Annotated in this window: 18 protein-coding genes; 6 read left to right on the top strand and 12 right to left on the bottom strand. The window is 69.9% G+C overall.

The window, feature by feature from the left end; all coding sequences use genetic code 11:
* From folP to ABD848_RS12240, 3 genes are all read right to left on the bottom strand, one after another.
* Entirely contained in the window at positions 1 to 861 is an 861-nt protein-coding gene (gene folP / locus ABD848_RS12250; protein ID WP_344971103.1) for a dihydropteroate synthase, read from the bottom strand.
* Complete coding sequence (locus ABD848_RS12245; RefSeq protein WP_344971100.1) at positions 855 to 1,865, bottom strand: glucosyl-3-phosphoglycerate synthase; 1,011 nt, start codon at positions 1,863 to 1,865, stop codon at positions 855 to 857. The genes folP and ABD848_RS12245 overlap by 7 nt, the downstream gene beginning before the upstream one ends.
* A 301-nt stretch (positions 1,866 to 2,166) precedes the next feature.
* Positions 2,167 to 2,655, bottom strand: coding sequence for a DoxX family protein (locus ABD848_RS12240; RefSeq protein WP_344971098.1), 489 nt, complete (start codon positions 2,653 to 2,655; stop codon positions 2,167 to 2,169).
* 486 nt (positions 2,656 to 3,141) lie between these two features.
* Here ABD848_RS12240 and ABD848_RS12235 point away from each other — a divergent pair, with 486 nt between their 5' ends.
* On the top strand, positions 3,142 to 3,960 hold the full coding sequence (locus ABD848_RS12235; protein WP_344971096.1) for a FadR/GntR family transcriptional regulator: 819 nt from the start codon (positions 3,142 to 3,144) through the stop codon (positions 3,958 to 3,960).
* 479 nt (positions 3,961 to 4,439) lie between these two features.
* Here ABD848_RS12235 and ABD848_RS12230 read toward each other — a convergent pair whose 3' ends face one another.
* Complete coding sequence (locus ABD848_RS12230) at positions 4,440 to 4,631, bottom strand: hypothetical protein (RefSeq protein ID WP_344971093.1); 192 nt, start codon at positions 4,629 to 4,631, stop codon at positions 4,440 to 4,442.
* Positions 4,632 to 5,358: 727 nt separating this feature from the next.
* On the opposite strand from ABD848_RS12230, the gene ABD848_RS12225 reads away from it, so the two are divergent.
* From ABD848_RS12225 to ABD848_RS12215, 3 genes are all read left to right on the top strand, one after another.
* Complete coding sequence (locus ABD848_RS12225) at positions 5,359 to 6,288, top strand: site-specific integrase (protein ID WP_344971091.1); 930 nt, start codon at positions 5,359 to 5,361, stop codon at positions 6,286 to 6,288.
* A 77-nt stretch (positions 6,289 to 6,365) separates the two neighbouring features.
* Positions 6,366 to 7,367 carry a GlxA family transcriptional regulator gene (locus ABD848_RS12220; protein ID WP_344971089.1) on the top strand — a complete coding sequence of 334 codons (1,002 nt, stop codon included), beginning with the start codon at positions 6,366 to 6,368 and terminating at the stop codon, positions 7,365 to 7,367.
* Between the two features lie 114 nt (positions 7,368 to 7,481).
* On the top strand, positions 7,482 to 8,234 hold the full coding sequence (locus tag ABD848_RS12215; protein ID WP_344971087.1) for an MBL fold metallo-hydrolase: 753 nt from the start codon (positions 7,482 to 7,484) through the stop codon (positions 8,232 to 8,234).
* Positions 8,235 to 8,493: 259 nt separating this feature from the next.
* Here the strand turns inward: ABD848_RS12215 and ABD848_RS12210 are convergent, their stop codons facing one another.
* Both ABD848_RS12210 and ABD848_RS12205 read right to left on the bottom strand, forming a co-directional pair.
* The gene (locus ABD848_RS12210; protein ID WP_344971085.1) at positions 8,494 to 9,864 is read right to left on the bottom strand and encodes an MFS transporter; all 1,371 of its coding nucleotides are present in this window, start codon (positions 9,862 to 9,864) and stop codon (positions 8,494 to 8,496) included.
* Positions 9,865 to 10,053: 189 nt separating this feature from the next.
* Complete coding sequence (locus ABD848_RS12205; protein ID WP_344971083.1) at positions 10,054 to 11,298, bottom strand: extracellular catalytic domain type 1 short-chain-length polyhydroxyalkanoate depolymerase; 1,245 nt, start codon at positions 11,296 to 11,298, stop codon at positions 10,054 to 10,056.
* Positions 11,299 to 11,511: 213 nt separating this feature from the next.
* On the opposite strand from ABD848_RS12205, the gene ABD848_RS12200 reads away from it, so the two are divergent.
* Together ABD848_RS12200 and ABD848_RS12195 are read left to right on the top strand one after the other, a co-directional pair.
* Positions 11,512 to 12,381, top strand: a complete 870-nt coding sequence (locus ABD848_RS12200) for a 3-hydroxybutyrate dehydrogenase (RefSeq protein ID WP_425567516.1) — start codon at positions 11,512 to 11,514, stop codon at positions 12,379 to 12,381.
* The gene (locus ABD848_RS12195) at positions 12,366 to 14,327 is read left to right on the top strand and encodes a helix-turn-helix domain-containing protein (RefSeq protein ID WP_344971081.1); all 1,962 of its coding nucleotides are present in this window, start codon (positions 12,366 to 12,368) and stop codon (positions 14,325 to 14,327) included. The genes ABD848_RS12200 and ABD848_RS12195 overlap by 16 nt, the downstream gene beginning before the upstream one ends.
* 33 nt (positions 14,328 to 14,360) lie before the next feature.
* Here ABD848_RS12195 and ABD848_RS12190 read toward each other — a convergent pair whose 3' ends face one another.
* The 6 genes from ABD848_RS12190 to ABD848_RS12165 all read right to left on the bottom strand — a co-directional run bounded on the left by ABD848_RS12190 (position 14,361) and on the right by ABD848_RS12165 (position 20,389).
* Positions 14,361 to 15,245: an alpha/beta hydrolase gene (locus ABD848_RS12190; protein ID WP_344971079.1), complete on the bottom strand. Its 885-nt coding sequence runs from the start codon at positions 15,243 to 15,245 to the stop codon at positions 14,361 to 14,363.
* Positions 15,242 to 16,438, bottom strand: coding sequence for a branched-chain amino acid ABC transporter permease (locus ABD848_RS12185; RefSeq protein WP_425567514.1), 1,197 nt, complete (start codon positions 16,436 to 16,438; stop codon positions 15,242 to 15,244). The genes ABD848_RS12190 and ABD848_RS12185 overlap by 4 nt, the downstream gene beginning before the upstream one ends.
* A 317-nt stretch (positions 16,439 to 16,755) precedes the next feature.
* Positions 16,756 to 17,652 carry a branched-chain amino acid ABC transporter permease gene (locus ABD848_RS12180; RefSeq protein WP_344971077.1) on the bottom strand — a complete coding sequence of 299 codons (897 nt, stop codon included), beginning with the start codon at positions 17,650 to 17,652 and terminating at the stop codon, positions 16,756 to 16,758.
* A complete protein-coding gene (locus ABD848_RS12175) occupies positions 17,649 to 18,413 on the bottom strand; it encodes an ABC transporter ATP-binding protein (protein WP_344971075.1) in 765 nt (254 codons plus the stop codon). The genes ABD848_RS12180 and ABD848_RS12175 overlap by 4 nt, the downstream gene beginning before the upstream one ends.
* The gene (locus tag ABD848_RS12170; protein ID WP_344971074.1) at positions 18,410 to 19,195 is read right to left on the bottom strand and encodes an ABC transporter ATP-binding protein; all 786 of its coding nucleotides are present in this window, start codon (positions 19,193 to 19,195) and stop codon (positions 18,410 to 18,412) included. Before ABD848_RS12170 ends, ABD848_RS12175 begins: the two co-directional genes overlap by 4 nt.
* Before the next feature lie 6 nt (positions 19,196 to 19,201).
* Complete coding sequence (locus ABD848_RS12165) at positions 19,202 to 20,389, bottom strand: substrate-binding domain-containing protein (RefSeq protein WP_344971073.1); 1,188 nt, start codon at positions 20,387 to 20,389, stop codon at positions 19,202 to 19,204.
* Between the last annotated feature and the right edge of the window lie 36 nt (positions 20,390 to 20,425).

Here is a 20,425-nt window from a genome sequence, read left to right as displayed (position 1 = left end):
TCACCCGAGCCCCCGAACTGTGCGTGCCGGCGAGCGCACCCCTCGAATGCTGGCGACCATGTCGAGAACCTGGCGGGTCTGGGCCACCTCGTGGACGCGGTAGACCTGGGCCCCGTGCCAGGCGCAGATGGCGGTGGCGGCTAGGGTGCCGGTCAGCCGCTCCCCGACCGACAGGTCGAGAGTCTCGCCGACGAAATCCTTGTTGGACAGCGAGACCAGCACCGGCCAGGTGGTGGCGGTCATCTCGTCGAGGCGCCGGGTCAGCTCCAGGGAGTGCCACGTGTTCTTGCCGAAGTCGTGGGCGGGGTCGATGAGCACGCTGTGCGGGTCGACGCCCACGAGCACCGCCCGCTCGGCCAAGGCCACCGTAGCGTCGATCGCCTCGCGTACCACGTCGTCATAGCCCACCCGGTGCGGGCGGGTGCGCGGGGCAACGCCGCCGACGTGGGTGCACACCAGGGCGGCGCCGTACTCGGCGGCGACCTCGGCCAGCCCCGGATCGTAGCCGCCCCAGGCGTCGTTAAGCAGGTCAGCGCCGGCCCGGCACACCTCGCGGGCCACCTCGGCGCGCCATGTGTCGACGCTGATGATGAGATCGGGGAACTCCGCGCGCACGGCGGCGACGAAGGCCACGACCCGCCGGATCTCTTCTGCGGCGTCGACCTCCTCGCCGGGGGCCGCCTTGATCCCGCCGATGTCAACGATATCGGCGCCTTCGGCGACGACCCGGCGGACCCGGTCGAAGGCGGGCTGGTCGTCCCAGGTGGCTCCCTTGTCGTAGAACGAGTCGGGGGTGCGGTTGACGATCGCCATGATCAGCGTCGCCTCGGCATCGAAGCGACGGCCGCGCAGGGTCAGCATCGATCGGGCGCTCCGCTCTGGGCCGGTGGCGGGCACGACGTCTGGCTGGGGGGCGCGGCGAGCCGGCCGGCGGGGGGTCGTTCAGCGATGCTGAGCATGGTGGTGATCGGGTAGCGGCGCTGCTCGCCCGTACCGAACTGGCGCACCTCCACGGCCTCGGGGTGGGTGCTCACGCCGGCGCGGCGGTCGGCGACGGCGAGCAGTTCGGTGGCCATGGCGCCGAGGTCGCGCAGCGGCTGATGGCGATGGGCGCGACGGCCCAAGTCGACCTGGGCGATCGCGTCCATGCCCGCGCGTAGGTAGGTGTCGACGAGCACACCGAACTCCACCCCGTAGCCGGTGGGGACCGGCAGCGCTTCAAAGAGGGAGCGACGCACCGCCCACTCGCCCGACAGTGGTTGGATCACGCTGGCCAACTCTGGCCAGCGCAGCGCGATCGTGGGGCGGGCTACCAGCTCGGTGACCCGGCCGCCCTCGTAGGTGGTGCCGGCCGTGTGCACTTGGCCGGACTGATCCAGCAGCCGATCGTAGAACCCTTTGACCAGCGCTACGTCGCGGTCGGTGAGTAACGGGCCGAGGATGCCGGTCACGAAGTGGGTGTCCCACTCGACGAGATCGGCGTCCATGAAGGCGATGATCTCGCCTGAGGCGACGAACAGCGACTTCCACATGGCCTCGCCTTTGCCGCGGTGGTGGCCCACGTCGGGGCGGACGTCGGCGACTCGGTGCACCGTGGCGCCGGCGTGGGCGGCCCGCTCGGCGGTGGCGTCGCTGGAGTCGGAGTCCATAACGATGATCTCGTCGAGGAGCGGGGCGCCCACCACCAGATCGGTGTGGACGCGGGAGACGATACCGCCAACGGTGGCGGCCTCGTCTCGGGCCGGTATGACCAGGCTGACGCTGACGTCTGCCTGCTGTTTGGCCTTAACCAACTGCTCGACGGTCCAGTCGGACCACGCACGGGTGCGGCGCTCGAACCAGCCGCCGCTCATGGACTCTTCCACAAGGCAACCCTAGGACACGATCGGTGAGGATGCCGGAACGAGGTCAACGGTTATGCTCGCGGCGCCGCCCGCGCCATCGGCGCTTTGCTCGGGGGAGGCCGTCAGGGACCGGCGGCACCGGCGACGGGCCCGGCCCAGCGTTGCGAGACGCGCGGGCGTTGACTTCCACTCCTCGGGCTAGGCCGGGGATTCCTACGGCGGCCGGTTGGCCGCTTCGGTGGGGTCCTGCTTCGTTGCTCGGCTTTTGCTGCCCCGCTACGCGCAAAGAGTCGGCTTCACCTCCGCCGTAACCGGCGGAGCACTACCGACGACCCCGGTAGCAGGCCAGCAAAAGCGCGGCAGCGGCTGCCAGCCCCACCAGCAGCGCGGCACCGGCCCACAGCACCCCCGTCAACTCGATCCCCAGCACGCGGTCCAGCGACCACGCTCCCGGACCGACGCAGGCCAACGCCACAGCCACCATGGCGATCAGCAGGGTGTACTCCCAGCCCCCTTTGAAGACGAAGTAGCCCTTGCCACGGTGGTCGGTGAAGGTGGCCACAGCCATCACCCCGACAAAGGCCGCAGCCGCAGGGGTGGTGAGCAGCCCCACGGTCACGAGCGCGCCGGCCCCCATCTCGGTGAAGGCCGCCAGCCGCGCGTGCAGCCACGCCGGCCGCAGCCCCATGCTGCCAAACCACCGGGTCGTTCCGGCCAGGCCGCCCGACCCCATGGCCTTGTTCCAGCCGTGTACGAACAGCATCGGACCGAGCGCGAGGCGCACCACCAGCATCCCGATATCGACATCCATGATGCTCCTCCTTTGTTCAAAGAATTCTTTGCCGAAACTACTACGAAAGCGCAGACATCAGGAGTGATACGGGCGCTTCGAATCCCAGCGGCACGCCGGCCGCGACAGGGGCGGCTCGTTGCTCTTTTCCGAGGAAGCAGGGGAGGCTCGCACGCGCCTTGCCACGGGAGCCGGGCCGCACGCCGGGCTGACCGGCGGCACGCTTGGGCAATGCCCCCGCGCCTTGGGGGTCGGGACGGGTTTCGACGCATTCGACGAACTCGGGGGCTCCGCGGCAGTCGCCACCACGAGCGCCCCGGGGACGGGAGTCCCCCACACCGGGGCTTGCTGCCGCTGCGGGGCCGCAGCGGCAGTGGGCTCACGGCGGCCATGTCGAGGGGGCGGTCCAGATTCCTGCCGGTGCGGGCAACGCGGCCCCAGTACAGCTATGACCAGCAAACGAATCAGTAGAATAAGTTAACTAGGGTATTACGATAAGATTATTCCATGGCTAAGCCGAAGGGGCCGGAACCGATCGACGACGCCCCCCGTGTGGGCACGGTGATGCGCGCCCCCAAAACCGCCGAGTTGATCGCCACCCACCTGCGTCGGCAAATCGTCCGCGGCGACCTCCAACCCGGCGAGACATTGCCCCCCGAAGTCCAGCTCATGGAACAATACGGCGTTTCGCGGCCGACCCTGCGCGAGGCGTTTCGAATTCTTGAGGCCGACACGCTGATCAGTGTGCGACGGGGGTCCCGGGGTGGCGCCCAGGTGACCGAGCCCGACCCGTCGGTGGCGGTCCGCTACGTCGGATTGCTGTTGCAGACCCGAGGCACCACTGTCGAGGACGTCTACGAGGCGCGCATGGCCGTTGATCCGGTGTGTGTGCGCCTGCTCGCCCGCCGCCGCACCAAACAGGACCTAGCCGAGCTGCGCGACTGCGTCGACGGATTGCGCAGGGTGGTTGATGACGCCGGACCGGGCGCGGTTCCCGCTCCCGCTGAGTGGGCGGAGCTGACCCACCGGTTCCACCGCCTGCTCGTGCAGCGCTGCGGCAACACGACCCTGGCCGTACAGGGGGAGGTGCTGCACGACATCGTGGCCACCCACCTACGCGGCCGGGTCGCCCGCGGCGTGCAGGAGGGCGAGTCGCCACAGCATTTCCAGCGCACCGTGCGCTCCCACCGCAAGCTCATCGACCTCATCGAGGCCCGGGCGGCCGACGATGCCGAGGAGCACTGGCGCGGCCACATGAAGACCATGGCGAAGTCCCTGTTCCGCGACGCCCCCAAGGACAAGCCAGTGGTGGATCTGTTCGCCTAGCCCCGGGCCACCGGTGCGCAGCGAGATACGGTCGCGCACCGGAACGGAGAGGGCGGCCCCACCCAAGGAGTCGCGAGCGGACACCGTGCTCCGTGTGGCGCGCGACCGGGCTCGGAAGCCACGGTGCTCTACTTTTCGTTATAATATAAAAACGGAGAGTAATAAAAAGGGCTAGTAGGTACGATGGCCATTCCACCGTCGGCGGGGATCAGGGGTTTCGGTGCGTTATCGGTTGGCTTTGCCCCGAAGCACCGAACCGCCATGGCACAGTCGTGGGCGTCGCGAACAGGCCACCTGTGCCCTACGTGGCGATGGCGGCTGTGTTTTCGCTGTGTTTGGTACGTTTTGGGCTGTGTGCTGCGGTAGCGACGTGTATCGATGAGTCGACGGTTGCTATGCGCACGGAAAAGAGGGCCCTCGAACGCCGAGCTTTGCCGGGCGTCAGACGTTCGAGAGCCCGTATTCGGTGGGTCTCGGCCCTAGTGCCGCGGCGAGGTCACGGTTATTTCGAGGACCTCCAGACAGACGCGCAGGCCGGGACCCACACCGCTGCTATGGCCGCATACGTTCGTGACGTCAACGCTGACGAACCGTATACTCGCTACGGAAAGCTCGTCGTAGGGCCACGATTCCTTGCGGTGCTTTCCCACATAGGCAGAATTCCACAGCATGCGAATTCCTCTCGGGTGAACGTCTGACGGCCTCTTGACCGCCAGCGCCCTTCGGCCGACCGAAGGGAGTCATAACCGCGGAACCACTGGCGTTCACCAAGGAATGCGCAATGGGACACGACCGGCCGCCGGCAGCGCACGGACCACACGCCCCTGCGCATGACCGCGACGCGGGTCACACGGCTGCTGCCCCACGACAGGAGCCGACCGTGGGGAGCGCCGAACGTAAGCCACCAAGCAAACCTGGCGGGGACAGCGTGGCGCGCTCGGCCGATTCGAGCCCGGGCACGCACGTCGTCGCTACCGTGTTCCCGCGATTCGCGCCCCACTCGCACGGAGCTAGACGTCAGACATTAGGGCCGCGACGAGGGGGGCGGAAGAGTTACACCAAATGCAGTGGTGCCCTCCGGCGAAACACGCCTCTTCGGCGAGTAAAGCGACATATCTGTGTCATCGGCGATCCTCTATTCGCCCTATCGGAGATTGATTCCTCGGAAATCAGCTATGCACGCGCGCACTGGGTGATTCGTGAGAGCAGTTTACCCAGCTTTCCCTGCGGCCGGCAGCACCTTGCCATGCGCCTGCACGTGCAGAAGGGCTACGTATACTTTGTGATCGCAGCGCACTGACTTCCGCAACGCACAATACGCGAAGTCAGCACCATGCCTAAAAAACGCACACAAAACCCGAAATGGGAACAATGCCCCTAAAAACGGACAACGATAAGGTGTCGCAGCAAACCCAACTGCGGTACCACGCCGATATGCAGCGTTTCCGGCAGTGGTGTCACGACAGGGGACTCACCGAACTGCCCGCGACCGACCACACGGTGGCCGGTTACGTCTCTTACCTCAGCGAGCACAAATCGGCCCCCGCGACGATCAAACGGGCCCTGACCTCGATCCGCCACGTCCACCGCGGCGCGGGCGTACCACCCCCCACGTGTCCCCCGCTGCCCACCGCTGTCGACGACCGGCCCACCGTAGGCATCAAAGGGGCGCGCTCCCTGCGCCCGCGAGAGCTGAAACGTCTCATCGATGCGCTCGATGGGGCCACCGCGACCGGTCTGCGGGACCGTGCCCTCCTGCTCACCGGGTTCTTTACCGCCGCCTGGCCCGCCGATCTCCTGCGCGTCGACCTCAAGGAGCTACTGCACGGCGCCAACGGAGTCGTGCTACTGGGCCTATCCCCCGGTGGCAACGCGGGCGAGGAGGAAGGCGTGTTCCTGCCCGCCCACAGCGATCCACGGGTGTGCCCCGCCACCGCGCTCTGGGAATGGCGCGAGCTGCTAGCCGCACGAGGAATCCTTGCCGGACCGATATTTCGCCGGGTCGACCGCAACCAGCGCGTGTCGGGGGAAAGCGACACACTGGCGGGCCAGTCGGGCCACCGCGGCGATGGGCGCCTCACCGTGCGGGGACTCAGCGACATCGTGCGGCGGCGAGCGCGCCACGCCGATCTCACCACAGCCAGCCTCTCGGCGACCTCCCTGCGAGCCGGTGCCCTAGCCACGGCGCTGGCAGCGGGCTACACCCCCGCCGACCTCGCCGCCTACACCCGCTACAACCCGGCGAACCACGCGCTCACCCTGCGGCTGCACCCGCAACGCAACCACCGCAACGACCCCCGGACCCACGGCCTCGCCCTGCTGGACTGACGCGGCCACCCAGCCATGTCCGGATCTTGCAGTTTCCTGACATTGCAGCCAACCGTGCGGTGAGCGAAAGTCAAGACATGAGCGCTTCGGCTTCACTGCCCCACCTGGTCCTGGTCGCGATGTTTCCGGGCATGAACGCCCTGGACGTCACCGGCCCGGCCGAGGTCTTCTCGTTGGCCACCCAGGTCATGCCGGCGGGACGGCCGCCCTATGAGGTGCGCACGGTCGGCGAGCGTCGAGGACAGGTGAACACGTTCTCCGGCATCGGGTTGAGCGTCGAGGAGACCTTCGCCGAGTGCCGGGACCGGCCCGACACGCTCCTGGTGTCGGGCTTGGTGACGATCGGCCCGCAGGGAGCACTGCCGCAGGTCGACCCGGCGGCGGTGGCGTGGTTGCGGCGCGTGGGGCCCACAGCGGGGCGGGTCGCCTCGGTATGCGCCGGGGCGCACCTGACGGCGGCTGCCGGACTGCTGGCAGGCCACCGCGCCACCACCCACTGGGCCACGGCCGACCGACTGGCCGCCGACTACCCCGAGATCGACGTGGTCACCGACCCGATCTTCGTCCAGTCGGGGCGGATGTGGACCAGCGCCGGCATCACCTCGTCCATGGACCTCGCGCTGGCGCTGGTCGCGGCCGACCATGGCGACCGGGTCGCCCTGCGGGTCGCCCAGATCATGGTCATGTACGTGCAGCGTCCCGGTGGGCAGAGCCAGTTCAGCGTGCCGCTGACCCATGACCGCGGTGGCCGCGAGGACCTGCGCCGGCTGCGGCGGTGGATGGGCGAGAACCTGCGAGAGGACCTGTCGGTGCCGGCTCTGGCCGCGCGGATGTCGATGAGCGAACGCCACTTCGCTCGAGTCTTTCGCGCCGAGACCGGCAGCACGCCGGGAGCGTTCGTGGAGCAACTCCGCCTGGAGGCGGCGCGACGGCTCCTGGAACGCACCGACCGACTACTCGACGACATCGCGCGCTGCTGCGGGTTCAGGTCGGTGGAAACGCTGCACCGCAGCTTCCGCGACCGGCTGGGCACCACACCCGGCGAGTACCGGCTGCGTTTCCGCGCCAGTGCGCCCTGACCCGCGGCGGCGGGCCCGCCCTCCCCGCCAGGCCCGTCGACGCCGCCGCGTGGCGTCGACGCCGCGGCCACGCCATGACTCAACGAAAGCAATTCACTACAGCAAGGAACAACCATGGAGATCAGCGTCACCCACATCGGTACCGCGACCGTTTTGTTGGAGGTCGGTGGCGTGCGCCTGGTGACGGACCCGGTGTTTGACGCGGCGCCGGCGGTCTACGACTACGGACCCGTGGTCCTGCGCAGCACCCAAGGACCCGCGATCGACATCGCCGACCTGCCTCCCGTGGACGCCGTGCTGCTCAGCCACGACGACCACGTCGACAACCTCGACGCCACCGGGCGTACCCTGCTACCGGGGCGCCCGGTCCTGACCACGCCCAGCGGGGCGAAGCGGCTCGGGGACCGAGCCGTGGGGCTGGCGCCGTGGGCCACCCACGAACTGTCCAGCAACGGCACCACGCTGCGGATCATCGGCACGCCGGGCCTCCACGGCCCCATCGGGGAGGTGACCGGCTTCATCGTCGAGGTGCCCGGCGAGGAGGAGGCGATCTACATCTCGGGCGACACCGTCTACATCCCCGACCTGGACAAGATCGCCCGGCGGTTCAAGATCGGCACCGCGCTGCTCCACTTGGGGGCGGCCCGCTTCGAGGCGTTCGGCGGCGGCGAGCTGATCAGCATGGACGCTGCCCAAGGAGCGGCGTTGGCGCGCTCGTTGCAGGCGCGGCGGGTGCTGCCGATCCACTACAGCTCTTGGGAGCACTTCACTGAGGAACGCGGCGAGATCAGCGCCCGCTTCGCCGCCGCCGGTCTCGCCGACCGGCTGCACTGGCTCACCCCGGGCCTCGCCGAATCCTTCGACTGACCCGCCGCGCGCTGGCCCCGGCTGGGGCGCCCTCGGGGAGGAGTGACGCAGCTCGCCCCTCCCGGCGGCGTTGAACGTGCCCATCTGGTGGAACAAGAAGGTGCGGCCGGGTTCGCGGTGCTGGAAATCCTTACTCAGCAGCCGGTCCAGGCCCGGGAGCTTGCCGGCTTCGGTGCAGTCTTGGAACGCGGCCGTGTCGCGGTCGGGCCCGCCCCGGCGAGCAGCGAACCCGACCGTCCTCCCGGCAGGGCCGGAGCGGCTAGGTGACCTTCTCGGGCTGGGCGGTGGAGCCGGTGATGCCGGCCAGGTCGCGACCGCGGGTCTCAGCGGAGACGACGACCGCCACCATGGTCAGCACGCAGGCCACGGCCACATACATCGACACCGGCAGCGCGGTACCGAACTGGGAGAGCAGCCAGGTGGCGATCATCGGAGCCAGCCCACCGGCCACGATGGAGGCCAACTGGTAGCCGATCGAGGCCCCCGAGTAGCGGGTGCGGGTACCGAACAGCTCCGAGAAGAACGCGGCTTGGGGGCCGTACATGGCCGCGTGCAGCACCAGGCCGACCGCGGCAGCCACCAGCACCGCCACGAAACCACCGCTGTCGATGATGGGGAAGAACGCGAACGCCCACACGCCGGTGCTGATCGCGCCGAAGGCGATGACGGGTCGGCGGCCGAACCGGTCCGACAGGGCGCCCCAGATCGGGATGGAGACGAGCTGAACGGCCGCGGCCACCAGCAGCGCGTTGAGGACGACACTGTTGTCGATGCCGGCCTGCTGCACCGCGTAGACCAGGATGAAGGCGGTGATGACGTAGTAGGAGATGTTCTCGGCCAGCCGCACGCCCATGGCCACCAGGATCTGGCGCCAGTGGTGACGCAGCACCTCCAGCAAGGGGGCACGCTCGGCGGCCTCCTGGCGGGCGCGCGCCTGCTCGGCGCGCTGGGCCGCCGCAGTGAACACCGGGGACTCCTCTACCGCCATGCGCACGTACAGGCCCACGATCACCAAGACGCCCGAGAGCAGGAATGGGATGCGCCATCCCCAGGACTCGAACGAGGCGTCGGACATGACCACGGCCAGCACCGCGAGCACGGCGGTGGCCAGTAGGTTGCCGCAGGGCACCCCGGCCTGGGGCCAGGAGGCCCAGAACCCACGGCGGCTGGCGCTGCCATGCTCGGAGACGAGCAGGACCGCGCCGCCCCACTCTCCGCCCAAGGCAAAGCCCTGGATCAGGCGCAGCCCAATCAGCAGGAGGGGCGCGGCCACGCCGACGGTGGCGTAGGTGGGCAGCAGCCCGATCGCGAAAGTGGCGCCTCCCATCATGAGCAAACTGATGACCAGGAGTTTCTTACGGCCGATGCGGTCACCGTAGTGACCGAATACCAAGCCGCCCAGGGGTCGGGCCACAAAGCCAATAGCGTAGGTACCGAAGGCCAGCAGGATACCGGTGAGGGGGTCGGAGTCGGGGAAAAAGACGGCTCCAAAGACCAGGGCCGCCGCTGAACCGTAGAGGAAGAAGTCGTACCACTCGACAGTCGTGCCGATCAGGCTGGAAGCCACGACCTTGGCGAACGAACCACGTTGGGCCTTCGGAACGGCCCCGGGGGAGGGTTCTGCTGACATGGGCACTCGTCTTTCACCACTCAAAGGAACGGATGCGCGAACGACATCGTAGGGACGGCCTGTGAGGTGGGCCATGGCCGATGTTCACGGTGCTGAGCGGCCGGTGTGTGGGTTTCCCACACTGCTTGGCCCACCTCTGCGGACGACCCGTCCGCGATCGACCGTCCCTGTTACGGGCCGGCGGGAGGGTCAGCAGCCTGAGACCTCGATCCAGTGGCCGGGGGCGCTCTCGTGCACCGAGGTCACCACCCAAGTGTTGAACAGGCCCAAGTCGTCGTCACCACCCACCGTGTAGGCATGCCCCAGGTGGTGGCGGGCCCGGCCGGCGGTGACGTGGCCGTAGTTGTCGTCGGTGACGCAGGTGCCCGGCTGCGCGGTGGGGGTGGGGCTTGGCGTGGGACTCGGGGACGCAGTCGCGGTGGGCGTGGGGGTGGGGGTGGGGACATCGGTGTCGATGCCCAGGAAGTCGGCGGTGTAGGCCGCGGAGCACAGGGTGTCGAGGAAGTAGGCTCCGGCGCTGCCGCAGCCGGCCGAGGGGTCGACCGGGGTGCCGTGTCCCATGCCCGCGACCGTGGACAGCGCGACCACCGCTTCGCCGTCGGCCTCGTAGTACTCGGTGACGGTGCCCGAGGGGCGCTGCTCGGTGCGACCGGGCGTCGGGGAGGCGCCGTGGACGTTGACCCATTGGGCACGCGAGGCCTCGGCATTGGCTGTATCCACCACGTAGTCGGCGCTGCCGTGCCAGATCTCCACGCGCGGCCACGGTCCGGTGTAGCCGGGGTTCTTGTCTCGCACTTCCTCGCCCCACTGCTCGGCACTGCGCTGCTCGCCTCCCGACATGCAGGTGGTGGCCGCGAGCATACTGTCGGCGCAGCCGGTGGGCAGGCCCGCGACGACGCTGCCGCCGGCGAAGATGTCGGGGTAGGCCGAGAGCACCTCCGAGGCCATGGCCCCACCGGCCGACAGCCCTGACACGTAGGCGGGGCCGGTGGCGCCCAGTGTGTCGGCGGCATAGTCCACCATCTGGCGGATGGAGGCGGCCTCACCGGAGCCGCGGGCGGTGTCGCCGGGTTGGAACCAGTTGAAACAGGAGGAGGCGTTGTTGCCGCTGGGCTGCTGGGCGTAGACGAGGGCGACGCCGCGTTCGCGGGCGACGCGGTCCCAACCGGAGTTGTCGTGGTAGGTGGCGGCGTCCTGACTACAGCCGTGCAGCAGGATGACCACTGGAGCGCCCGAGGGCAGGTCGTCGGGGAGGTAGGTGTACATCCCCAGCCCGCCCGGGTTGGTGCCGAACGAGGAGACGCGCTGTAGCGAGGCGGCCTCGGCGCGAGGTGCGCCGGTGGCCACGGCGAGCAGGGCGACGACCAACGTCACGGCCAGGGCGAGCAGGGGCGTGACCAGAAAGGGGGTTCTTACGGGATACGAGCGTGGCACAGGCTCACTCCTTCACAGTATGTGTGACGTGTGCCACGGAGACTAGAAGCAGTGTGATGTGAATTACATGTGCCTCGTCTCCAGTTCGTCGCTGCCTGTTATGGCCGACGCGCACAGCGTCCAGCGGGTATGGTGGTGGACCATATATCTATCTCCGGAGCTATGGGTGCTACGGCTATCCGCCTCGGCGAGAGGGGGCCCTAGATTGTGTCCATGACGACCCGCGAATCCCCCCAGGTGAGCGCCACCGCACCTGTCCCCTCCGACTCCGCCACCCCTGACGCCGCCGTCGCCTCCGTCCCGGTTATGCCGGGTGAGATGGCCGGCGTCGAGGCCGGACTCGACCTGCGCGGGTGTACCGCGGTGGTCACCGGCGCAGCCGGGGGCATCGGCCGAGCCTGCGCGCAGCGGCTGCGGGCGGCCGGAGCCACGGTACGCCTGGTCGACCGGGACGCTGAAGCGCTGGTTCCCCTCGCCGAGTCCGGCGTGGGAACCGCCTTCCCGGTGGACCTGAGCGACCTCGACGCGGCCGGAGAGGTCGCAGAGGGCGCCGACATCGTGGTCAACAACGCCGGGGTGCAAACGGTCGCGCCGATCGAGGAGTTTCCTCCCGAGCGGTTCTCGCTGATCCTGCGGCTGATGCTGGAGGCCCCCTTTCGGCTGGTGCGGGCGGCGCTGCCGCACATGTACGAGCGGGGGTGGGGGCGCATCGTCAACATCTCCTCGGTGCACGGGCTGCGCGCCTCGGCCTACAAGGCGGCCTACGTCTCGGCCAAGCACGGGCTGGAAGGACTCTCCAAGGTCACTGCGGTGGAGGGGGCTGCCCACGGTGTCACCTCGAACTGCATCAACCCCGGCTACGTGCGCACGCCGCTGGTGGAGCGCCAGATCGCCGAGCAGGCCCGCGCCCACGAGGTCCCCGAGGAGGAGGTGGTGCGCTCGGTGCTGCTGGCGCGCACCCCCATCAAGCGCCTCATCGAACCCGAAGAGGTCGCGGCCATGGTGGCCTACCTGTGCCGCCCTGAAGCGTCGTTTGTCAACGGATCATCCCTAGTCATAGACGGTGCATGGAACGCAAGCTGAGTGAGGACACGCCCAACGCGCCCGGAGCCGGCGACGGCGAGGGCGACGACCCCCATGTGGAGTTCCTGCGGCTGCTGCTGCGCGACGCCCCCGCGGTGGAGTACGAGCGTCCGCTGGTCCAGGCCCGCGCCCAGGGGCGCAGCCGCGAGGAGTTGGCTCAACTGGAGGAAGCCAAGCTCTTAGCGCTGCGGGTGCGCACCGTGCTGTCGGACCGGCGCAGACGCGAGTCCGAACTCAGCGCCCTGTTCGAGACCGCCAACGACCTGGCCGGCATGCGCGACCTGGACCAGGTGCTGCGCGCCATCGTGGATCGGGCGCGCACGCTCCTAGGCACCGACGTCGCCTACCTAACCCTGCGCGATACCAGCGTGACCGACGGCGACACCGCCATGCGGGTCACCTCCGGATCGGTCTCGGCACGGTTCCAGCAGTTGCGGCTAGGGCCCGGTGAGGGGTTGGGCGGCCTGGTGGCCCAGACCGCACTGCCCTACGTGACGGCCAACTACTTCACCGACGCGCGCTTCGTGCACACCGACACCATCGACTCTGGAGTGCGCGACGAGGGCCTGGTCGCGATCCTGGGCGTGCCGCTACAGCTCAACGGCCGCGTCATCGGGGTGCTGTTCGCCGCCAACCGGCGCGAGCGCCCCTTTTCCCACGCCGAGGTGGCGCTCCTGGGCTCGCTGGCCACCCACGCCTCCATCGCCATCGACACCGCCAACCTGATCGAGGGCACCCGGTCGGCGCTGGAAGAACTCAACGAGGTCAACCAGCGGTTGACCCGCCACAGCGGGGCGGTGGAGCGGGCCGCCGACGCCCATGACCGGCTCACCGACCTGGTGCTGCACGGCGGCGGTGTCGAGGAGGTAGAGGCGGCGGTGAGCGCGGTGTTGGGGGGCGCGGTCACCGTCTACGACGCCTCGATGCACGCCGAACGCTTGGCCGCCCCGGAACTGGCCGAGGCGGTGGGCGCGTCGCAGTCCAGCGGTCGGGCGGTGCCTACCAGCGACGGCGGCTGGGTGGCAGCGGCCATGGCCGGAGGCGAGGCACTGGGGGCCGTGGTCCTCGAAGGGGTCACCCTGGACGGGGCCGACCAGCGCATCCTGGAGCGGGCGGCCATGGTCATCGCCCTGCTGCTGGTGATGCGCCGCTCGGCCAGCGAGGCCGAGAACCGGGTGCGCGGAGACCTACTCGACGCGCTGCTGGAAGCCCCCGGGCGCGACCCCGACGGGCTGCGTCGTCGGGCCGAACGGCTGGGAGCCGACCTGGACGCCGGGCACGCGGTGGTAGTGGTCGAGGCGCCCGAAGCCCATCAGGGACGGCTGCGCGCGGCAGCGATGCACCTGGCCGAAACCTCCGGCGGGCTGGCGGGAACGCGCGCCGGCACGACCGTGCTGGCGTTGCCCGGCTCGACCGCCACGAAGGTGGGTCACACGGTGGTGCGGACACTGCGGGCCGCGGTGGGTACGGATGTCACCGCGGGAACCGCCGGGCCCACCACGGGGTTGGCCAGCTTCAGCGCGCGCCACGCTGAGGCGCTGCGGTGTCTGCGCACCTTGGTGGCGCTAGGGCGCCACGGCGAGGTGGCCGCACCCGAAGACCTGGGATTCCTAGGGCTGCTACTGGGAGGCGACCGTGACGTGGCCGGTTTCGTCGACTCCGTGCTAGGGCCACTGCTCGACTACGACGCCCGACGCGACACGGCTCTGGTGGAGACGCTGCGGGCCTACTTCACCTGCGGCGCCAGCCTGGCCAGGACCAAGGACGCGCTGCACATCCACGTCAACACCGTGACCCAGCGGCTGGAGCGGGTGGGCCGACTGATCGGCTCCGACTGGCACGAGCCCGAGCGGGCGCTAGAGCTACAGTTGGCGCTGCGGCTGCACACGCTGCTACAGGGCGGGCTGGGCGACGAGGAGGAGGGCGCCGGACCGTACCGGCCGTGACGCCCACGACCGGCACGGCAGCACCGCCGCAGCTCACCCTGCGGCCTGCGCCTCCCCTGCGATGCGCTCGGCAAGGGCGGCGGCGCTGGCGCCGAACAGGATGCTGTAGTGGTTGTCGTCGCCGAAGGACTCGGTGCGCACTCCGGTGCCGGCCAGCGCGGCCAGCCGCTGCTCGGTGTAGAGACCGGGTGTTTCGTCCAATAGCCCTCGGCCCGCCCATAGCAGCAGCGCAGGACAGGGCAGCCGGTGCACCGCTCCCAGTACCTCCGGGTCGGTGAGAAAGTCGGCGCCGTCGGTGCGTACCGCCTCCAGCGAACATGACGAGCGCAGGTGGGGTTCCCGGCCGACCAGGTCGCGTTGGGTGTAGGCCTCCACCGCCGGGTCCAACGGGCTGGTGAAGGCGGGGTGGCGGCACCAGAAGTCACGGTAGGCGTCGCGATCGGGAAACTCCATGTGCAGCCGAGCCATGGCCGGCCCCAGGAGGTGGTCGACGTCGGCTCCCGGCGGGGCCGGGAGCCCGTAACCGCCGTCGATGAGGACGGCGGCGGCGAAGCGGTCGGGGTGGCGCACCGCCGCCAGGCACGCCACGAAGGCCCCCATAGAGTGTCCGGCGAGCACGGCGCGGTCGATCCCGAGATGGTCCAACAGCGCCACCAGGTCCTCGACGTGGCTGCCCAGCCCGTAGGGGCCGGGCAGCTCGTGACTGGCGCCGCGACCGCGCAGGTCAGGGGCGATGACGGTGGCCCTGGCAGACAGGTGGGCGGCGACGGCGCCAAAGGACAGGGCGTTGGCGGTGATGCCGTGGACCGCCAGCACCGGCAACGCGGCAGCGGCGGCCTCACCACCGTCCCAGCGCAGGGCGGTGAGGCCGCCCCCGTGGACCGGGACGCTCAACTCGACGGGGGTGGGTGGGATCATCGCGACCTCCTGAAGGGTGTGGCGTCGGCGGCCCGCGGCGACTGTGGGCGGCGGTCCCGCAAAGCGCCCCGGAGACGCCCAGGCAGGGCCGCCAGCCCGCCGGGGAAGAAGAACACCATGACGACGAACAGGCTGCCCAAGATGAACAGCGGCTGCGACAGCGGGGCGCGCACCACCGCGGGCAGGGCGTCGAAGCTGTCAGAGGCGGCCAACTCCAGCAGCCGGTGGTCGACATAGGTGTAGACGATCGCTCCCAGCGGCGGCCCCCACCGGGTACCCGCCCCGCCTAGGGCGACCATGACCAGCAGGGTCAGGGTGAACTCGGCCGTGGTGACCGTCGGTGTGACCCCGCCGAGCACCAGCAGGTAGGCCACGCCACCGGCCGAGGCCAAGGCAGCGCCGACGGTGAAGGCGGCGAGCTTGTAGGGGTAGGGGTTGATGCCCAAGACCGCCACTCGCTGTTCGTTGGCGCGGATTCCACGCCAGACCCGGCCGGTGGGGGTGGTGTCGAGCCACCACACCACGGCCACGGCCACGATCGCATACCCCGCGGCCAGCCAGTACAGGTTGGCGGTGTTGACCACGCCGATCAGCGGATCGGGCACCAGGTGGGGGTCCAGCGACATGCCCTCCTCGCCGCCGGTGGCCCGACCGGGGTCGCGGGTCACCAGGATCGAACCGGCCTGGGCGAAGGCCAGGGTGACCATGGCTAGCGCGATGCCCGAGACCCGCAGCGAGACCGCTCCCAGCAGTAGCGCCAGCAGGGTGCCGCCGAGGATGGCCAGGGGCGCGGCGGCGACCAACGGCAACCGCAGCAGCTCCATCAACAGTGCCGCGAAGTAGGCGCCGGCGGCGAAGTAGAGGGCGTGACCGAAGGACAGCAGCCCCAGTCGCCCGTACAGCAGGTCGTAGCTGGTGGCCAGCCCGGCGAAGACCAGACAGGTGGCGAGCAGGTGCAACGTGGCGGAGCTGTTGAGGGGGCCATCGACGACACCGGGGATCGGCAGCGTGGAAAACGGCAGCAGGGCCAGCAGTGCCACCACGGCGGCGGGCACGGCCCATCGGGGCAGGCGCCACCGGGCACGAGGGCGCGCCGGTGGCTCTGGCGCGGCGGTGGTCGGGGGGTCGGTTCGCGTCTCCTCGACGGCGGCCCCGCGGGCAGGCGCCGAGGCCGGTTGGGTCTCCCTACTCACCGGGACCTCCGGCCGATGTCTTGGAAACTGCCAGACCAACGGGGAAAAGCGTGGCTAGGCATGTCACTACTTTCTGCGCGGGAACGGGGTGCGGGCGGTCGAGGCCCGGAAGTGGGCGGGCGTGGGCGGGCGATCCCGCCGGCAGCGGGGAAGCCAGCGCGACCGGTCGGGCCGGCGCCGCCGATCGCGTCGCCGGCGGGGACGGTGTAACCGGGCGGAGACGGCGCGGGGCTCGCGTTGCGCCGAGGCGGCGCTTCAGGTGGCGGGCCGTACGGCAGGGCGGGCAGAGCTGCCCGCCTCGCAAACGAGGGGACACCTCAGGCCACCCGCTCCGCGACCCTCTTGGTCAACCCGCCCTTACGGGTGAGCAGCACCGTGGCCAGCACCGCGACCACCGCGATGTCGCCCAGCCCGGCAACGGTGTAGTAGTTGGCGAACTGCTGGATCATCGCGACGGTGACGGCGGCCACGGCGCAGCCGGTGATGGAGGCGGTGCCGCCGATGACCACCACGATGAAGGCGAAGATCAGCAGCGAGACCCCCTGGGTGGGAGTCACCACGCCGAAGTAGAGCCCGCTGAGGGCTCCGGCCAGCGAGGCAGCCGCGCCGCCGATCGCGAATACCAGCGTGAACGCCTTGCGCACGTCGATACCCAAAGCGGTGACCATGGCACGGTCCTCCACCCCGGCGCGCACGATCAACCCGTAGCGGGTGCGGCCGGCGAACACCAGCAGCGCGGCCAGCACGGCCGCGGCCACGACGATCAACAGCACACGGTCGTTGGGGATCGCCACGCCCAGCACCGGCACGGTCCCCCTGACCAGGTCGGGGCGCGGGAACGACAGGGGGTCGGCTCCCCATATCGCCTGCACCAGGGCGGGCAGTGCCAGGCTCAGCCCGACGGTGACGAGGATCTGCTCGCGGTGGCGTCCATAGAGCGGACGGATGATGAACAGCTCCAGCAGGGTGGCGGCGACGGTGCCGGCCGCGGTACCAAACGCCGCGGCGGCCACGAACCCCCATCCGCTCCCTGCGGCCCACGGCAGGCTCACCGAGGCCCACCATGTGGCGTAGGCGCCGATGGTTAGGAACGCGCCGTGAGCGAAGTTCAGCACGTCCATCAGCCCGAAGATCAGCGACAGCCCCGAGGCGACGAGGAAGTACAGCGCCCCCAGGCCCAGGCCGGTCGCCAGGAGCAGCACGACAGTGCTCAACGGTCCTCCCTCTGTGTCGCCGGCGCGGCAAAGCGCTGCGCCGGCCCTTTGGCGACTCCGAGCAACTCCCTGGTACGGCCGGGGTCGTCCAGGAGATCGGCGGCCGGACCGGTGTGGACGACCCGGCCGGCGTCGACGACCACGGCACGGTGGGCGACGCGGCGCACCAGCGCCAGGTTCTGTTCGACCAGCAGCACCGGCACCTCTTGGGCGGCGCGCGCCATGGCCTCGGCGACCTCGGTCACGACGCGCGGCGCCAAGCCTTGGGTGGGCTCGTCGACCACCAGCAGCCGGTTGTCGTTGAGCAGCGCCCGACCGGTGGCCAGCATCTGCTGCTGGCCCCCCGAAAGCGTGCCGGCGGCCTGGGTCGCGCGCTGCTTAAGCTCGGGAAACAGTTCGTGGACAAAGCCGTAGCGGGGCTCGACGCCGCGCCGGTGGGCGAGACGCAGGTTCTCGGCCACGGTCAGCGCCTTGAACACGCCCCGATCCTCGGGCACGTAGCCGATGCCGGAGCGGATGATCTCGTGGGTGGGGCTGGCGGTGATGTCGCGCCCGTCCAGGCGGATCTCGCCGGTGCGCGGCACCAGTCCCAGGATGGCCTTGACCGTGGTGGTCTTTCCCACGCCGTTGCGGCCCAGCAGGGCGGTGACGCCGCTGGCGGGCACCGTCAGGTCCACGCCCTGTAGGATGTGGGACCCCTCGATGCGTACGTGCAGTCCGCACACCCGCAGCAGCGGCGGTTGGGCAGGTAGGGCACTCACAACGACTCCCCCAGGTAGGCGGCCTGTACGTCGGGGTCGGCCATGGCGGTCTCGGGGGCGGCGAAAGCCAGCAGTTCCCCGTGGTGCATGACGGCCAGCCGGTCGGCCATGTCCAGCAGCACCTCCATGTGGTGCTCGACCATGAGCACGGTGCAGTGGCGCTCGCGTTGTACTGCATGGATGACGGCGGTGAGTTCACCGACTTCCCCGGCGCTGACTCCGGCCATGGGTTCGTCCAGCAGGATCAGCTCGGGACCGCGCGCCAGCAGCAGCGCCAGCTCCAGCTTGCGTTTGTCGCCGTGGGACAGCCCGCCGGCCGTGGCGGCCCGCCGGTGGTCCAGACGCACCAGCTCCAGCACCTCGGTGGTGCCCAGCCCGCCGGCAGCCGCGGCCCGGCGCCAGAACCGGTGCGAGCCGCCGGCACGAGCCTGGGCGGCCAGATCCACGTTCTCCTCGACACTGAGGTCAGCGAAGACGCTGGAGGTCTGGAAGGTGCGCCCCAGGCCGCGTCGAGTGCGCTGGTAGGGACGCTCGGTGGTGACATCGGTCCCGCCCAGCAGGATTCGCCCGCCGGTGGGGCGGGTCAGCCCCGAGACCAGGTTGAACAGCGAGGTTTTGCCCGCTCCGTTGGGGCCGATGACTGCGATGAACTCGCCGGTTGCGACGTGCATGGTCACCCGGTCGACGATGGTGGCGCCCCCCACCGACCAGGACAGGTCAGTCAGGGTCAGCGCGGGGGCCGCCTGCGGCTCGGAGTGGGACGGGGGTGGGGACACGCTCATGGCCGGCTACTCGCCAACCGGGGGCGCGATCCGGTCGGCGGGAACCGACTCCACCAATTCGGGGTGGGCATCCTCGCCCGATCCGGTCAGCCGCGCCTGGTACATGGGTTGCAGCAGGGCGTGATCCTCGGCGCGCACGGTCAGCTCGCCCTTGACGCCGTCGAAGGTCCAGCCTTCCAGGGCGGAGATACGCTCTTGAGTGTCATCGCCTGCCGACGCGGCCCGCACGACCATCTGGGCGGCGGTGAAGCCGTCGGGGGTGAAAAGGTCGACGGTTCCGCCGTCCTGCTCCACCCGCTCCCTCATAGCTGCGGCGACCTCGGTATCGGCCGCACCGTCGAAGTAGTGCGCCAAGAATTCGATGTCGCCCTTGTGCTCGCCGAAGACGGGGTAGGAGGCGCTGATGTCCAGACCGGTGACAACCTTGGTGGACTCCAATACGCCGCGCTGGCCCAACGCCTGCCACATGGCCGAGGCCGTCTCCCCCGCCCACGCCACGAACAGCAGGTCGGGGTCGGCTTCCCGGGCCTGCTCGGCGAAGGGGATCAGGTCGGTGGAGTCGGGCGGGGCCAGGATCGAATCGACCGTGGCGCCCTGCTCTTCCAAGACCGCGGTGACCGCGTCGACGTTGTCCTGGCCGAAGGCGCTCTGCTGGGCGAAGACGGTGACGTCGGCGCCGTCGGGGTCGGCCATGAAGGTGGCGGCGGTACGGATGTCCTGGTAGGTCTGGCGGCCAGAGCGGAAAGTGTAGTCGTTGACACCGGTGATGGCGTCGGTGGCGGCCGGCCCGGAGACGAACAGCACCTCGTTCTCCGCGGCCACCGGGGCGACCTGCACCGCGACGCCGGAAGAGGTGGAGCCGGCCAGGATGGTGTGGCCGCTGCCGATCAACTCCCGGGCCGCCGAGACCGCCTTGGCCGGGTCGCCGGCATCGTCCATCTCGGTGACTTCGATGGGACGGCCGTCGAGCTCCATCGTGCCGTCGGTGGCGTAGTCCAGGCCGGCCTGGAACCCCTCGTAGTAGAGCTTGCCGTAGGTGGCCAGCGGACCGGAGGCCGAGTAGACGACGCCGACCTTGATGGGGCCGTCCTCGCCTTGCTCCTCGGGGATGGCGCCGGGAGCGCCGCAGGCGCTCAACACCAGCGTCACGGTGCACAGCGCGGCGGGAAGGGTTCGTCGCGAGGATTGTGGCATGGGGGCTCCAGGAAGGTAGGGGGTGAAGGCGGAGCG

Origin of the sequence: Salinactinospora qingdaonensis (genome assembly GCF_039539445.1) — a bacterium.
Classification (GTDB): Bacteria; Actinomycetota; Actinomycetes; order Streptosporangiales; family Streptosporangiaceae; genus Salinactinospora; species Salinactinospora qingdaonensis.
The sequence above is the reverse complement of the archived record's forward strand: the minus strand, read 5'-3'. Positions and strand labels throughout refer to the sequence as shown.